Source organism: Cerasibacillus sp. JNUCC 74 (assembly GCF_053667775.1).
Genome location: NZ_CM132207.1, coordinates 2556270 through 2572545, shown reverse-complemented (window position 1 = coordinate 2572545; position 16276 = coordinate 2556270). Strand labels below are relative to the sequence as shown.

Genomic DNA, 16276 nt, shown 5'->3' with positions numbered 1-16276 from the left:
TTTCGAACCGCCGGATGCTGGGCGACCCAACATTAGCATGTTGGATAGGGGGGCGAGTAGCCCGCGGTTTTTTCTTTGCGGTGCATGGCTTATCTTGGCGACAACCAAGCACACGACTTATGAATATTAGTCTAGTGTACGATATGGATAAAATGTCACTTTCACAACAACATCAGGTTATTTTAAGCAAAGTCAAGCAATATTTTGACAGAAAAGCAAGTCAGGCCTTAATGGAAGCTTTATAGAAAATATAATTTAACTCAAAGAAATGGATCGTGTTTACAAGGAAAACTATGAAAATATTCGACTTAAACAATGGTTTTGGTAGAAGTCTATTTATAAAATCATGTATATACAGAATATTCTTAAAAATGTTTTTAGATGAAATTACCTCTACTGTCCAACTCTTACAGCTGTAATAAAATAAAAAGCTTTGAACAAGAAATGAACTGCCCCCTGTCAAGTAGGCAGTGGAAATAATAAAAAAGATTTAAGTGGCTTTAGCTCTATATTCCATAGGGCTAAGGCCGTTTAATCGCTTTTGATACCTTTCATAATTATAAAAATGAATATACTCATCTATCGCAGTAGTAAGTTTTTCAAATGTCTTATATTTATGTAAATAATACTTCTCACATTTCAGTGTCCCAAAAAAAGCTCCATTGGTCCATTATCAATACACCGACCAACTCGTGACATGCTTTGTGTCATTTCTGCCTCATCTATTTTACGTTTGAACCCTTTAGAGTTGCCACGGTCACTATGGATAAGAGGCTGTTCTTCATTCAATAGTACTGTGGCTTGATCAAGTGTCTTAAATACAAATTGATTATTGGTGGAATGTCCTAGAACATAACTTATAATGGATCCGTCATAAAGATCACGAATCGCACATAAATAGGCCTTTTTTGATTGGTCATACTTAAATTCTGTAACGTCCGTTACCCATTTTTCATTTGGTTTTTCGGCTTGGAATTCACGATTTAATATATTATTTGCCACATGTTGAGGTGTAGAGCGTTTATATCGCTTCTTCTTGACACGAATGACAGAGGCGTAATCCAGCCACTTTCATCAACCGATAGATTCTTTTATGATTAAGTTTCTCTTCGAACTTTCTATTCATGTGAAGGGTCATTTGACGATAACCAAATATACCATCCACTTTTTCATGGAGTATTTGCACCTCTTTGATAATTTCTTTATTCCGTATTTCTCTGGATGAAGGAGTACGATTTAGCCACTTATAGTATGCAGAACGTGCAATTCCCGCGATTTCACAAAGTAAATTAATGCTTTGCTTAATCCTGGTGAAGCTCTTGAATAGCGACATACTTATCCTCAAATCGGATTTGGCTTATTTTCGCCTCCTTTCGATCTCCTCTAACTTTTTTAAGAAAGCATTCTCTGCAGGTAAACGTTCGTTCTCCTTTGCGATTCGATGCATTTCTAACTTCATTTTTTCTTCGGAAGTTAAACTCATTTTCACTTTTAGAACGTCCTCTTCTATCCTGTAACGCATCCTACTTTAAGGGGTACCTTACTCAAAGCTTTTCAGGAGATAAAAACCTTTAACACTTATGTTATTACTATATTCTACCGTTTATGGATTTTTGTAAGTAATTAATATGACAAACTGTCACATGAAAAAATATAGTTAGGTATTCATTTAACAGAAACGGTAAATTACCTAAATCATCATGTAAACAGAACATCTAGAAAGACGTAAAGAATAAGATTTTAAAGTAATATCATTTGGAATTAAAATTCATCCTGTTTAACTTTTATTTTGATCATTTAAAAAGATCGCTTTGGCTAATAGATTAGCAAATATCAAACCAAAAAAGTATGGGATAAACAGAATATTAGATGAATTATAATGAATGTATATTGCTATAACAACCAAAACTACTGTTATAAAATTAATAATTTGCTTCACCATTTAACTAACCTTCTATCTTACTATTATAAGGATAGTTGCCAAAATAATAAACAATTCAAGTAGAATAATTAATATCATTTCCAATTTATTTTTGTTACGGTAGACCAATTTTATTGATTAACTTAAAAATATGATATTGAATGTAATAACCCATAAAGTATCGCGATTAATTAAATAATCGTAATATCGAACATAACTTATAACAAATACTGTAGCAAAAATTCATAAAAAAATAAACATCTTAAAACCATGGGCTGACGATCTATAATCGTCAACCCAATTAAATTTAGATTGGCAGAAGAAAAAGTAATTTTCGCTATTATGTCTGCTACATATCCTAGAATAGGCGATATGTTAAATATTAAGTATGAGATCTATTATTTACTTACAATAAAATCGTAACAAAAAATAATAGATATAAGCAAGAAGGGTTAAATTTTTATTAAAAAATGATAAAAACGCATAGCACGTTCTTCTTATGCCTGTTCCCTCATTTCTTTCCCATACGCTTTTTTTGATCATTTAATTTCGTCTGTTTATATGCTTCATGTTTGCTATCTTCTCCGTACAAACGCAATATCCACTTGTTCATCTAACAGTTGGTTCAATTCCTGCATTTCTGTTGCATGGTTCGTTTCTAAATAAATAGATACCATCTCATCAATGTATCGTCTGGCATCATTAACAGACTCATAACAATAAAAATACAATGCGAAAGAGTACGTTGATATACACAGATGGAAATACAACCTTCATTGTGGCGAGAGTTTTTTATACATTGAAATAACATGTCGACTAGAATTAGCCAATGGTAGTCATTCAAAGCAGGTAATAGACGACTTGATGTACAGAAAGATGCTCAATATAATGTAAAGTTAGAGGTTTTGTTGAATGAATATTATCATTTAGAAGAACACCTTAATTGTACCAACAGTATTGTTCATTCTTAAGCAATCAAAAATACACATCTTACCCTATCCTTTTTTCATACACCTTTCTCTATAAAACCCTAAACAAGAAAACACGGCTTTCCATAGCGGAAAGCCGTGTTGATTTAGAGCTTTAATTCCCCCATGCGAAGGAGCTCTACAACAGCCTGTGAACGCCCCTTAACTCCTAACTTCTGCATAGCATTTGAAATATGATTTCGAACTGTTTTTTCTGATATGAATAATTCCTGGGCAATTTCTTTAGTTGTCTTATCTTGTACTAATAGTTCGAATACTTCTTTTTCCCGTTTAGTTAGTAATTGCTTCGGTTTATACTCGTTATCCTTCAAATGGTAACCCCTCCTTGCTGTCAATAGAGCTGCAAGGGAAATTATTTAGTCAATAATAGCTTATGATGAAGCAAATAAACGGTGCGTACATTTGTCAAGAGTAACAGGAATCTCAATGGAAATGTTTAAAATGAGTAACCTAATTGCTACTTATATTCTTAAAAAAGTGTAGACGAGAATCGACGTAAATCAATTAATTTTCAATCGGAATGTGTACATGGTTTAAAAGTAATGAATCGTTTATTGAACAAGCTCTCAATAATTATAATGATTCAATATGGACATTCATATTTTATTTAACGTTCTCACAACATTTTTTATATTTTCCCCCATTTCCTTTTTCCGTTCTTGTTCTTTATGTACTCGTAGTTTTCTATGAGTTAGCTCCTTTTATAAATGACTGAAAACATCGGCTGTTACAGTCGAATGGAAAAAAAGAAGTAACATGTAAAGGAAATTTTAAATTACAAAAGGAAGAACCGAGTAATAATTTTTTATAAAACCAAAATCTAATCCAAAAATTTACAATTAAATTTTATTTACATATAATTTAGAAGTCTACTAGACCTTACAAAATAGTGAAAGTGAGGTGAATACCGTTTATAAAAAGAATTTAACTATTATTTCTATAATTTTGTTTGTTGGCATCATTCTAATAATAAGTAAAGTCATTCCCCGTAACAAAGTAAATAAGACACCAGAAAAAACAGCAATGTAAAAATTGCTATAGTAGATAGTGGAGTTGATGATAAAAAAGCAAGAGTTAAAGTAAAAAAAGGTTTAAAACTACTAAAAATAGCAAAGACCCTTTTGGTCATGGGACAGCTGTAGCTAGTATTATTTCTGGTAGTGAAAGGGACTCTGATTCTGTTAAAGGAATACATCCCCAAGCTAATATTTTTGATGTTAATGTGTTAGATGAAAATGGAAACACTTCAGTAGATGAAGTTGTAAAAGGGATTGAGTGGAGCATTGATCAGAAAGTAGATATTATTAATATATCTTTGGGATAGAAAAGGATGATAGTAGGCTTAGGAAAGCCGTAGAAAAAGCCATAAAGGAAAAAATAATTGTAGTAGCTGCTGCGGGTAATACATTAGGGTTATATACTGAGTATCCTGCAAAATATGAAAACGTGTTATCAATATTAGCAGTAGATCAAAATATGACAATCTTTAAATATGCAGCAAAGGAAAAAATAGACTTTGTAGCTCCAGGTGTTAACATTCAGGCAATAAAGACTGGAAAGTTATCTAAACAAGAAAGTTTAAGTGGTACTTCTTTTGCAGCTGCGCATGCCACAGGTGTCATTGCCAAACTATTAAGCGCTAAAAAAATTAATAAAATTGATTATTATCAAAAATTAATAGAGTTTGCTGACTTACCAGAAGGAAAAAGTGAGGACCCTTCTTATGGGTATGGACTACTTAAATATTTAGCAACATAGTTCCACATATTGCAGAAGCGCAATCATTTGAAAATAATAATAAACATACAGGTAATGATTTAATCACGGTAGATGAGAAAGTAGATCACTCTCTTACAGAAGAATTGGAAGATAAAGTAGAAACCAAAAGCTATATTTCTAGTAAAGATGAAATAGTGGTCACCAATAATGTAGATACTAGCGATGTGAAAGTTGATAGTAAAATTAATTTAGGGATAGGGGAAAATTCAACTGTCTTAACAACCATTGAAGAAACAGATACAGGAGAAATAATTGATTATAACTTTAATGTGGAAATAACAAGTATTAATGGAGATGATTTTACTGCTATTTCTTACTGATCTTGATACTGGCGAGAAGTATGATGTTAATACTGCGGAAGTTCAAGCTTCATGGTATCCTTTAGTAGTCGTAGCAATTCATGTAGCTAGGCATGGTATTAAATGGGCTATTAAAAAATATGGTAAAAAAGCTGTGAATAAAGCTACAAAAAAGTATGGGAAGAAAGCTAGTGGTAAAACATTATCTAAGTTAAAGTTTCCTAATTTAAATGTTAAATGGAATAAACATAAACGGGAATTTCCAAAAGGTCTAACAAAAGATGGTTACAAACGAAGAGCTCAAAGTTTAGCTGGATCAACGAGTAAAAATGTATTGTCTAAAAAAAGAAAAAGAGATGGAATGACAATAAAATATAACAAGAAAACAAACGAAATATTATTTATAGATAAGAATGATGTTATACAAACATTTGGAATTAAATACTATAAAGATCAATAGGAAGGATTTGATATAATGAGCAAATCATACATTTGTCCAGTATGTGGGTATGACGGTTTAGAAAAAAGCACCTTATAATGAGCACGGTTATGGCAGTTTTGTAGATTGTAGTTGTTGTGGTTTTGAGTTTGGAGTGAGTGAAGATAATGATGTGGATTTAGGTTATACTGTTATTCCAAAAGAAATGAGGGAAGCTGCTTTTCAGTTATATCGTAAACAATGGATTGAAGAAGGCGCTTTTGTAGCGAATACAGAGGAGTACCCTAAAGAATATCAAGATAACGGACAGGTAAAGCGAGAAATAATTATAAAGCAGCTAAAACGTCTTAATCTACCAATAGAAAAGTTTTATTTTTTATAATGAATAGTTCCCTTGTCAGTAAGGGAGCTATTCTATTCAAACAGTTTATTGTAAAGACAGTTTGTCTAAGTGTAATATTTATTGTCAAGCTGTAAGTCAATCTCCGTAAGTGTCAAATAGCCCCCTGTCAAGTAAATAGTTAATTTTAACTAAAGATGATAAAATTATTACATTTTTCAAACCTAAATATCCTAATAAAAAAGCTGCAAATAATATTTTGACAATCAATATTGCTCAAGGAGATGAAAAAATGAATGAAAAATACCTTTGCCCCGTGTGTGGTCATGATGGGTTAGAAGAAGAAGCGTTTGATGAAAATGGTGTAGGCTCATATGATTCTTGCGATTGCTGTGGATTTGAATATGGTTTTAGTGAAGATCATGAAGTGGGCTTAGGCTACATTGTAACACCTAAAGAGATGTTAGATGCTGCTTTTCAATTATATCGAAAAAAATGGATTGAAAATGGAGCAATGGTTGCTCATCCAGAATATTATCCAAAAAAATTTCAAGAAAACGGAAATGTAAAAAAAGAAATCTTACTGAAACAATTACAACGTTTGGACTTAGATCTAGATAACTTAGAATTTCTTATGGATGAATGATTTATCATTACTATTTGTATACGAAATCAAACATATTTTAATTTTCTAAAGTAAAGAGGGTTTATATCAATAGCCAGAATGGTTTTCTTCTGCCTTTTAATTCGTTCGAATAACAATTTTAGCAGTGTGAATAAGCCTCTACGGAATAAATGAATTTGTAAAAATCCTGTCTCTAATAAATTTTACTTAGATAAACAAATCAGCACATTATTCTGAGTCCCTTCATAAATAATGTGCTGATTATAGTCAGACCGTATTAATCTGAAATTTCCCAAACGATGTTGGAATCAGGGGTATCACCTAGCGTCCACCATTTAGCTCGATAAACAACGTTATTATAGATTACTTTATCACCGGAAAGATATATTTTGTCCGGATCCCACGGAAGGATGCGGCTATCCTCAGCGGAATTATCAGAATCACTTCTGCTTATTAATTTCCAAGCTAGAGATTGATCAGGTTTTTCATTTTGTACCCACCATTTAGCTTGGTAAATGGCACCATTATAAGAAACTTTATCTCCATTTACATATACTTTGGTCGGTTCCCAAGCAGCAATTTCATCTGAATCAGCTGGGGGTTCAGTAGGGTTATTCGAACCACCGCCGAAATCAACATCAATTACACTATAAAAAGCATTAGCAGTATCATAGACTTCCCAATAAGCAAGGATTACATGATACCCAGTACGTTTTGGTACAGAACAGTTATGACTTACTTTAGATCCTGGAACTTTTCCGCCATCATTCACTGTACAGAATAATTCTAGATCGGAACGCTTTAATGGCTGATTAGGATCCCAACCCTCTTTTGTAATATAATATTCCCATTTTTCTGTAGCATGAGGGGCGGTTAAAGTCCAAGTAAATGTATTCATCCCACTTTTTATCGGGTTTTTTGCCCAACGAATAGATGATTGTTCATCAAGTTCAGGAAATTTGCCACCGGCACTTGCGATTTTCCCATCAGGCACCCCTTCACTTGGGAAATTACCTAGTCCCTCCACACTTTGTGGTTCATAAGTCACTGCTCCACAACCTTTATTACCCCCTTCTTTACAGAGCAACGCTCTACTTTTAGGGGAATCGACATAGCCATGAGCAGATACCTCATTTGAAAATGCCAACATAATAATAATTGCGATAAAAATACTACTCAAAAGAAACAACGATTTTGAAAGTGAAACTCTAAACGCCAAAATTGATCTCTCCCTTCTATTCATATAATTACCAACATATACTTTGGAAAATGATTAACTTATTGTATAAAGTTGGTAATATTTCGCTTTTAAGTATACAGAAAATAGAAGAAATTACAATGATATTTTTGTGAAGATTTTGTTATAAAATCTAATTAATTTAATTTTCATTGATATTTTTGGCGAAAAAATATAGGTTATAATGTATTTTTTAATATTTTAATGTTGTTTTTTAGCATATTTTGAGGAAGTATTAAGTGGAACTTATTCTTTAAAAAACAGTATTATCATTACGAAATGAAGGTAACATGATCTTACAATAAATCTTGTCAAGTTTATAAACAAATAATGATCGAGGTGATTTGAAAACTATATATGCGAATTGTTCAGATCTATAATAATTATTGGAATATTGCAAACAGGGTAATTTTTGTATGTAGAAGATGGAAAACTATAAAAACCTTAATAACTGTTTATTACTTGTCACGACTCGGATGATACCATGGATACTTTTCCGAACTTTATTTGAAATCGTTCTGTTCATCGCTTCGTTTCGATCTGTTGGATTGTAAGATACTTTAAAATTACTAAGAATAGCTGCACGATCTATACACGCCCTTTCTACGGATATTGCGAGATATGTCATTATCCTAGTAACAGGTGCATTGCTACTAGGGGGATTATTCAAAATATACTCAACAATTATCCAAAATAACATATTTGTTTGTCATAAATACGTGTTGGATTAATTTTAGTTCATTCAGTAAGGGGAACTCTTCTCGAAAGTAACTTTTAATAATTTAATTATTAAAATATTTAATGGTACATATAGAAACAATAATAGAAGAGATTGTAAAGATTCAACATAAATTCAAACAGTTTGCAGATATGCTTGCTGAAGGGCAAAAACTGTCGCCAAGTCAACACGTTCTACTGGTGCAATTAAACATTAGTGGATGGTAACAAAGATTACAGAGTTTGGTAATGTAACGCCTGTGCAACTGCGGCGATGTGTGTGATAAATTAGAAAGGCAGGACTTATCGAACAAGTACATGATAGGAAAGATCGTCGGGGTGTTACAATGAAATTAACATCAGAAGGCAAACCACAATTATTACATATTTTTAATAAGTTTGATCAGGAACAAGTCGGAATGACAAAAATTTACAACAAGTAAATCAATTAATGGGTATATAATAGAGCTAAAAAGCTCTTTTTTTGTTTTGGATATTAGCTGCTGTAAAGTGGAAGGCAATATAAAAAGTCTAAGGGAGATAACGGTCCCTAAGTCCCAACTCGCTCACTGAACCGTTACTGAGGGATGAAAAACCCCATATGGATGAAGTTTCGCTTTATATGAAGTTTATAGATACAACATTTATCTTACATGTAGCTTACAGAAGAACCTATCGCTACGAGGAACCCATAGGCGTAAGATTCAACATCTCTGCTGGGCGGGTGTATCATACTTCACGATTAATTGCATTTTTTTCTCAACACTCAAAGTATATGATGAGAAAAAACTATCTTAGGGTAAACGCTATAACGTAGTACTTAGTCATGTAGCTAAGAAACTTTAATAAGGGTTATATTCCATTTACTGCAAACTGGTGAAACTTACAAAGAAGCTCGATGATTTATTTTAAAAATAATATATCATCAAGTTTCTCGTTTATATACCTAAATTTTATTAAAAAGGAAATTGAAATTGTCACCCATAGCTTTTGACTTTATCTAATTAGTCTCGCTTTTATTTTTAATGACTTTTTACAATTTAGGTCTTGATAACTCTAAATGGAGTGAGCTGCCTCACAAAAGCCTTATGTATCTAACAATATTACAACATTGCTGTTTTCTTCTCTATCTATCTAAATTTTTCACTCGGTGAGTTGTATTTATATACTCCTTTTATCTTTATTACGATATCCATATATAATAAAGTAAAATTAGGAGGGATCTTATTTAACTTGGTTTGTATTTTTTCTAATGGTAGAATGCTAACTTGTACAACCCCTTAGATTTGCTTGTTGTAAATTCCCTATCATAGGTTCTTCAGCAAATAATTTTTAAAATGATCTCCAAGGATATGAATGCTATCTAAGTAGAATAATTTATAAATATACCTCAATTTGGCAAAAATATGGGGGATGAGCAGTCATGGGTTGCTTGGAGACGTACCGGTAACGTTTGTTTTTTTCCAAATACAGCTAGTTAGGCCGTTAGTGTGGATGATGGTTAGGAATTGTATCTGATTAAATCAGTAGATCCATTATTCCCATTATGCCAATTATCATAATCTAGAAACTTACAGAAACAAGAGCATTTTAAAGATATTTTAATTATCTAGAAGGAGGTCTTTCCTATGTTAACAGAGCAGCTTGCCTCAGAGATCGTGAAGCGAACCATGTCTATACTAGATTTGAATGTCAATGTGATGGATAGAACAGGGACGATTCTTGCTTCGGGAGATATCGGGCGTATTGGGCAACTTCACAACGGAGCGCGAAAAGCAATTGAACAGAAATTAACAATAGAGATTAACTCAAGTGAAGCGAACCAGTGGGAGGGTACAAAGCCTGGGATTAACTTACCAATTCGATTTCACGACGATATTGTTGGTGTCATTGGTATTACTGGTGAACCAGAAAAGATCAGAGGTTTTTCCAAATTGGTGCAAATGGGAGCCGAACTAACGTTGGAACAGGCTTTTTTGACAAGAGAAATAGATCGAAATGCCAGAATGCGTGATGATGTTATTTCCCATTTGCTATTAGGGTCTGATAAAGAAAAATCGTACATATTAGACAGGGCGCGATCACTAAAAATAAATACAAATGAGACGTTTGCAATTATCCTCGTTTCCGTTCCTTTTCATACAACAAATGTCCAACCGGTGAAACAAATAGAAAAATGGGCAACGACTTTGGTAACAAAAGGAGACGAGATGGTTCATCTGTACACGAATCAATTTGTTATCTTAAAAAAGCAACAGATGCCATATTTAGATACAGATGATAAATTAAAAGAATTGATAGAGAAAAAATTACCTCATGCTCCGGTCTCAAATTTAACAATAGCATTAGGATCATTTGCAAGTGGATTCTTAGGATGGAGACAATCGTTCCAAACAGCACAGATCATTAAAGATACTGCAAAAGCTTTATATCCAGAAGGCGGTGTTTGGAATCAACACACATTAGGAATATCCATTTTGTGTTACCGCTTTTTAAATGAAGCAAGAGAGGAAGCGGGGAAAATTAGTGCTATTTATAAAAAACTATTGGATGCAAGTGATGGTAAATCATTAGACGTAACATTTACTACTTACGTTAAAGAAAATGGGGAGATGGCTAAAACTGCAGATAAGTTATTTATTCATCGGAATACATTAGCATATAGGTTGGATAAGATTTATGAGATCACTGGAAAGAACCCAAAGAATTTACAAGACCTTATTGAACTAAAAATAGGACAAATTCTTTATCAGTTATCGATATGATAGTGCATTTGCATAAAACACAAAAATGAAAACGTCTTCTTTGTGTTCATTCGCACAATGACCCGCTATATGTTTTGCACTTACAATAGATATATAGATGTATTAAACGTACTACTGCATTCTATCAACGAGGAGGAAATATAATGGATATTGAAGTAAGTGCATTGGGAGCAATTATTGGATTATTGGTAGCAATTGTCATGATTTTAAAAAAAGTACCACCTGTTTATGGACTAGTTGCTGGTGGAATTGTAGGTGGTCTTGTAGGTGGTGCGAACTTAGTAGAAACAGTTAGTCTAATGATTGATGGGGCTCAAGGTATTATGCCAGCCGTACTGAGAATTTTAGCTGCTGGTGTATTAGCGGGAGTGCTTATTGAGTCAGGTGCAGCATCTAAGTTAGCACAGACAATTGTTTATAAATTTGGTCAGACAAAAGCATTGCTTGCTTTGGCAATTGCAACCATGCTCTTGACAGCAGTGGGTGTGTTTGTGGATGTGGCAGTTATTACCGTGGCACCGATTGCACTTGTTATAGCATTAGAAGCAAAACTTTCAAGGTTTGCAATTCTAATTGCCATGATCGGTGGAGGTAAAGCTGGAAATATCATGTCCCCAAACCCGAACACGATTGCAGTTTCTGACGCATTTGATGTATCTTTAACTTCCGTAATGGCAGCGGGGATTATTCCGGCAATTTTTGGACTTACTGTAACCTATCTAATAGCAAAAAGAGTCTCTACTAAAGGTACTGCTATTCAGGTGAGTGAAATCGAGCAATCTACAGTTGAATCTTTACCTTCTATATATACAGCTGCACTAGCTCCAATTGTAGCCATTTTGTTACTTGTGTTACGACCGCTATTTAATATAAATGTTGATCCAATGATTGCATTACCGGTAGGCGGTTTAGTAGGCGTTGTGGCAATGGGGAAATGGTGTAGCACGAATGAGTATATAAAGAGCGGATTAGCTAAAATGGCACCGGTTGCAATCTTGCTAATTGGAACAGGGGCAGTAGCAGGGATAATTACTAATTCAAGACTGGACACGGCTTTAGTCGGGATTTTGGAAAACTTAGGTTTACCAGCATTTGCCTTAGCACCAATCTCAGGTGTGTTCATGTCAGCGGCAACAGCATCTACAACAGCAGGTTCTGCTGTAGCAAGTAGTGTTTTCGGAAATACGATTCTAGAATCAGGGGTAGCAGGTTTGGCCGGGGCAGCAATGATCCATGCAGGTGCAACAGTGCTTGATCATATGCCACATGGTAGTTTCTTTCACGCAACTGCAGGAAGTGTTGGAATGCAAATTGAAGAACGTTTGAAACTAATCCCATATGAATCATTAGTTGGTATAACGATGGCGGTGGTTTCAACGTTGATTTACGGTGTCTTCCAGTGGTTTTTATAGACAGTTAGATTGGTTGTTGTAAGTATGCTTGTTTCAGCAAGGACAGAAAGGAAGAGAGATTATGAACGCAAAAACAAAAATTGTAATAGCTCCGGATTCATTTAAAGAAAGCATGACAGCAAAACAAGCAGCGAAGGCTATTGAACGTGGATTTCGCTCTGTTTACCAAGATTCTATTGAAATTGATTTAATACCGATGGCGGACGGTGGTGAGGGAACAACCCAATCTTTAGCAGATGGATTAGAGGGAACGCTCTACGAAAAAGAGGTAACTGGACCGTTAGGCAAAATGGTAACAGCAACGTATGCGATTTCTGGTGATGGATCAACAGCTATCATCGAAATGGCTGAAGCATCTGGTCTTCATCTTGTCCCGAAAGAAAAGCGTAATCCATTAAAAACAACAACATTTGGTACAGGGGAATTAATGAAGGCAGCCTTGGATAAAGGCGTATCTAAAATTATACTAGGAATTGGTGGTAGTGCAACAAATGATGGCGGTGCAGGAATGATTGAGGCTCTTGGTGGCATCATTTATGGTAGCGGAAATAAGACACTAGCTCGAGGTGGTGGAGCATTAATCGATCTAACTGAAATTGAACTTTCAAATTTAGATCCGCGCTTAAAGACTGTAGAGGTGGAGGTTGCGTGCGATGTCGATAATCCGCTCCTTGGGCCTAATGGGGCAAGTGCCATTTACGGACCACAAAAAGGTGCAACGGAGGAAATCATTGTTCAATTAGATGATGCATTACGAAATTTTCATGAAGTAATTTCTAAAACTACCGGAAAGGATGTGAAGGATATTCCTGGTGCAGGTGCTGCAGGGGGTCTTGGTGCGGGGTTATTAGCGGTACTTGATGCTAAATTAACACGGGGAATTGATATTGTGTTAAGAGAAACAAACTTTTTTGATCGTGTGAAAAATGCTGATCTAGTAATAACTGGGGAAGGAAGGATGGATGGACAAACGATCTATGGAAAAACACCAATTGGAGTAGCAAAAGCTGCAAAACAAAACGGTGTACCAAAAGTGATTGCCCTTTGCGGTACACTAGGAAAGGGTTACGAAGCAGTTTTTGAGCACGGTATTGATGCGGCGTTCAGCATCACTCCTGGACCATGCCAACTCGAAGAAGCTATCATGAACGGTGTAGAATTCCTCGAAGGAGTAGCACGGAATGTAGCCAGTATCTGTCACTTACCGAGTTGTGTCGAATGAACGCACTTGGTGTGGTGCTTAATTGGGCATAAGAGAAGAAAAAGAAAATGTTATTTTAGTGAGACCCGACATAATTAAAAAGATCAACTCTAAATGCAAATGTTTATCTGAATAAGGAAGCTTATAAAAAGAGAAATCCAAACTAATTCGAATTCTAACTGAAGACTTTTGAATCATTGTTCGGATTTTTCTTTGACGAAAATACTTTTGGCTCAGCCTCTTTATGGGTTTACCCAGTATAGGCATAATTTCTAGGGTCTAAGTCACGAACGGTAAAGATAGAAGAGTAAAAAAATCTATTTGCAGAACAAGACATTTATTAATTTTATAAAGACGTTGAAGATTGATTAGGAAGATGATACAGCTGTTTGCAATGTAAATTACGGTGAGATGAAAAGTCATTAGGGAAAATGCTTTATGTTAAATACCGGAGTGTGCCTAATTTGTGTTTCAGCAAATCAAAGTTACGATTATCCTTATCAAACACGAATGGTTGTTTTCTTCATTTTTTATCAACCATAATTAGCATTGAGATGTACGGAAAGTCAAAAGTTTTTCGTTATCCCATATACAAACCATTTTTTTCAAGACAGGAACAAAGTTATGTACTTTACTTTTCTTTTTTAAACATACTTTTTAATATCCTTGAAAGCCTGGTTTTTAACAGCAATGAGCAAAGAAGCAAAAATATCCTTACTTGATTTTTTTGCTTTTCTTTGCAGCAAGCCTTTCAGACGCAAGTAGTTGATGACAGAAAAATACGATTGGTTCATCTCCTGCAAAATAGAAGCCTGTTTTTTTGTTTAAGGCAATTTGACTTTAACAGTATCGCTTAAGACATAGCATTCACTCTTTTTGTTGTTATTGTTCAACATTTCGTTTAATTGTTTCATTCAATATGTTCCCACTGTATCTAAGACAAAAAAGAACTGATAGTTGATTAATAATATGATGGTGTTGTGTGTCCGTCTCATTCATATATAAGATTTTCGAATACCGGATACAGAGTAAGACGTAAACATTATGTATTTAATAGCACTTTGTATCCGACCCTCACTCTCATCCCACTCCACTCCTTAAGGATCATGTTACCTTGATTTGGAAATCAGTAAAGCATTTTTGCATTGTGTGTTTTTTATTTTAATTGACAATCAGGACTACATATGTAATATTAGACTACAAATGTAATCAAATTTGATCCCACATCTAAAGTGACTATAATACTCTTGCCTCACAAGTTAATACGAAGAAGTTTAGTGACGGATCAGGGTACCTAAAAACCGATTTTCATAGAATCAGAAAAGCTTCGACAGCATCACACTGTACACGAAAAATAGATTTTCTTTTTTCAGAGACAAGAAAGACCCCATGACTAGGCATCGCACACAGAAAAAATAGTTTTTTCAAGGACGTTGCGATTACAGCCTTTGATGTTAGGAATGAAGGAAAAGCCTTACTGATTGAAGGTTCATTCTATATCTTTACATGATAATAATGTACTGCAAAGAGGTGATTTTCAGTAAAAAGACTAATTGCTTTTTGATTTATATGTATAGCTTAGCAAAAAAATGAAAAGGGAAAGGGTTTGATAAATATGCTACGTAAACGGAAAGTTATTGCTTTACTCTTTATCTTTGTAGCTCTTGTTGGTTGTGTAGACAAAGAGATGAAAGTAAGTAGTGATGAATCAAAGGAAGTAAGGAAAGCGTCAAATGAAAAAAAAATATTCCGTATGCTAGAGGAAGAATACGATGCGAAACTCGGTATTTACGCACTGGATACTGGTACTAATCAAATTGTATCTTATCGAGCAGAAGATCGGTTTGCTTATGCTTCCACGCATAAAGTGCTTTCAGTAGGGGTTTTGTTGCAGCAGAATGATATAAATAAGCTGGAGGAAGGTATTCTGATCGAAGAAGATGATCTTGTAAATTATAACCCAATTACTGAAAAACATGTAGGTGAACAGATGACGTGGAGGGAAATTAGTGATGCTTCGATTCGATATAGCGATAACGCCGCAGCTAACCACATATTAGAACAGATAGGTGGGCCAGAAGGATTTAAGAAAGCACTGCGTGACATGGGGGACGATGTGACTAACCCAGAAAGAATTGAACCATATTTAAATCAGGTAAAGCCAGGGGAAACACGAGATACGAGTACTCCTAGAGCACTTGCGACCAGCCTGCTTTCTTTCACTATTGGAGATGCTCTGACAAAAGAGAAACAGGATTTGTTGGTGGATTGGCTAAAGCGAAATACAACAGGAGATAATTTAATCCGGGCAGGAGTCCCTAAAGGATGGGAAGTTGGCGATAAATCAGGGTCAGCGTCTTATGGAACCCGTAATGACATAGGTATCATTTGGCCACCTAACGAAGACCCTATTATTCTCGCTGTTTTTTCCAGCCAAGATGAAGAAGATGCCGAAGCAAACGATGAACTTATCGCAAAAGCGACTGAGAAAGTAATTAGCATCTTAAAGTAAATAATTTTCGCTCATAATCTTCTGTTTCTCCTAAAACTTC

Annotated in this window: 15 protein-coding genes and 1 pseudogene; 10 read left to right on the top strand and 6 right to left on the bottom strand. The window is 34.6% G+C overall.

The window, feature by feature from the left end; translation table 11 throughout:
• Positions 1-490: 490 nt before the first annotated feature.
• From JNUCC74_RS11520 to JNUCC74_RS11500, 5 genes are all read right to left on the bottom strand, one after another.
• Entirely contained in the window at positions 491-643 is a 153-nt protein-coding gene (locus JNUCC74_RS11520) for an IS3 family transposase (protein ID WP_454067889.1), read from the bottom strand.
• On the bottom strand, positions 640-1002 hold the full coding sequence (locus JNUCC74_RS11515) for a transposase (protein ID WP_454065461.1): 363 nt from the start codon (positions 1000-1002) through the stop codon (positions 640-642). The genes JNUCC74_RS11520 and JNUCC74_RS11515 overlap by 4 nt, the downstream gene beginning before the upstream one ends.
• Before the next feature lie 19 nt (positions 1003-1021).
• A complete protein-coding gene (locus JNUCC74_RS11510) occupies positions 1022-1333 on the bottom strand; it encodes an IS3 family transposase (RefSeq protein ID WP_454065460.1) in 312 nt (103 codons plus the stop codon).
• 24 nt (positions 1334-1357) lie between these two features.
• Positions 1358-1489, bottom strand: a complete 132-nt coding sequence (locus JNUCC74_RS11505; RefSeq protein WP_454065459.1) for a hypothetical protein — start codon at positions 1487-1489, stop codon at positions 1358-1360.
• A gap of 1507 nt (positions 1490-2996) precedes the next feature.
• Complete coding sequence (locus JNUCC74_RS11500) at positions 2997-3221, bottom strand: helix-turn-helix domain-containing protein (RefSeq protein ID WP_010651078.1); 225 nt, start codon at positions 3219-3221, stop codon at positions 2997-2999.
• Between the two features lie 800 nt (positions 3222-4021).
• Between JNUCC74_RS11500 and JNUCC74_RS11495 the strand changes: the two are divergent.
• The 6 genes and pseudogenes from JNUCC74_RS11495 to JNUCC74_RS11470 all read left to right on the top strand — a co-directional run.
• Positions 4022-4234 (top strand): annotated as a pseudogene (locus tag JNUCC74_RS11495) (S8 family serine peptidase); the annotation flags it as partial.
• Positions 4222-4668 (top strand): S8 family serine peptidase, encoded by a 447-nt coding sequence (locus JNUCC74_RS11490; protein WP_454067888.1) that lies wholly within the window; start codon positions 4222-4224, stop codon positions 4666-4668. The pseudogene JNUCC74_RS11495 and the gene JNUCC74_RS11490, both read left to right, overlap by 13 nt.
• Positions 4653-5009, top strand: coding sequence for an SAR2788 family putative toxin (locus JNUCC74_RS11485; RefSeq protein ID WP_454067887.1), 357 nt, complete (start codon positions 4653-4655; stop codon positions 5007-5009). Before JNUCC74_RS11490 ends, JNUCC74_RS11485 begins: the two co-directional genes overlap by 16 nt.
• Positions 4978-5448, top strand: coding sequence for an SAR2788 family putative toxin (locus JNUCC74_RS11480; RefSeq protein WP_454065458.1), 471 nt, complete (start codon positions 4978-4980; stop codon positions 5446-5448). The genes JNUCC74_RS11485 and JNUCC74_RS11480 overlap by 32 nt, the downstream gene beginning before the upstream one ends.
• Positions 5449-5581: 133 nt before the next feature.
• Positions 5582-5809 (top strand): hypothetical protein, encoded by a 228-nt coding sequence (locus JNUCC74_RS11475; protein ID WP_454065457.1) that lies wholly within the window; start codon positions 5582-5584, stop codon positions 5807-5809.
• Positions 5810-6059: 250 nt separating this feature from the next.
• Entirely contained in the window at positions 6060-6413 is a 354-nt protein-coding gene (locus tag JNUCC74_RS11470) for a hypothetical protein (RefSeq protein WP_454065456.1), read from the top strand.
• A gap of 256 nt (positions 6414-6669) precedes the next feature.
• Here the strand turns inward: JNUCC74_RS11470 and JNUCC74_RS11465 are convergent, their stop codons facing one another.
• Positions 6670-7611, bottom strand: coding sequence for a lytic polysaccharide monooxygenase (locus tag JNUCC74_RS11465; RefSeq protein ID WP_454065455.1), 942 nt, complete (start codon positions 7609-7611; stop codon positions 6670-6672).
• A 2363-nt stretch (positions 7612-9974) separates the two neighbouring features.
• Here JNUCC74_RS11465 and JNUCC74_RS11460 point away from each other — a divergent pair.
• From JNUCC74_RS11460 to bla, 4 genes are all read left to right on the top strand, one after another.
• On the top strand, positions 9975-11111 hold the full coding sequence (locus tag JNUCC74_RS11460; RefSeq protein ID WP_454065454.1) for a CdaR family transcriptional regulator: 1137 nt from the start codon (positions 9975-9977) through the stop codon (positions 11109-11111).
• 143 nt (positions 11112-11254) lie between these two features.
• Positions 11255-12523, top strand: a complete 1269-nt coding sequence (locus JNUCC74_RS11455) for a GntP family permease (protein ID WP_454065453.1) — start codon at positions 11255-11257, stop codon at positions 12521-12523.
• Positions 12524-12584: 61 nt separating this feature from the next.
• The gene (locus JNUCC74_RS11450; RefSeq protein ID WP_454065452.1) at positions 12585-13745 is read left to right on the top strand and encodes a glycerate kinase; all 1161 of its coding nucleotides are present in this window, start codon (positions 12585-12587) and stop codon (positions 13743-13745) included.
• 1594 nt (positions 13746-15339) lie between these two features.
• Positions 15340-16236, top strand: coding sequence for a class A beta-lactamase (bla, locus tag JNUCC74_RS11445; RefSeq protein WP_454065451.1), 897 nt, complete (start codon positions 15340-15342; stop codon positions 16234-16236).
• Positions 16237-16276 lie beyond the last annotated feature (40 nt).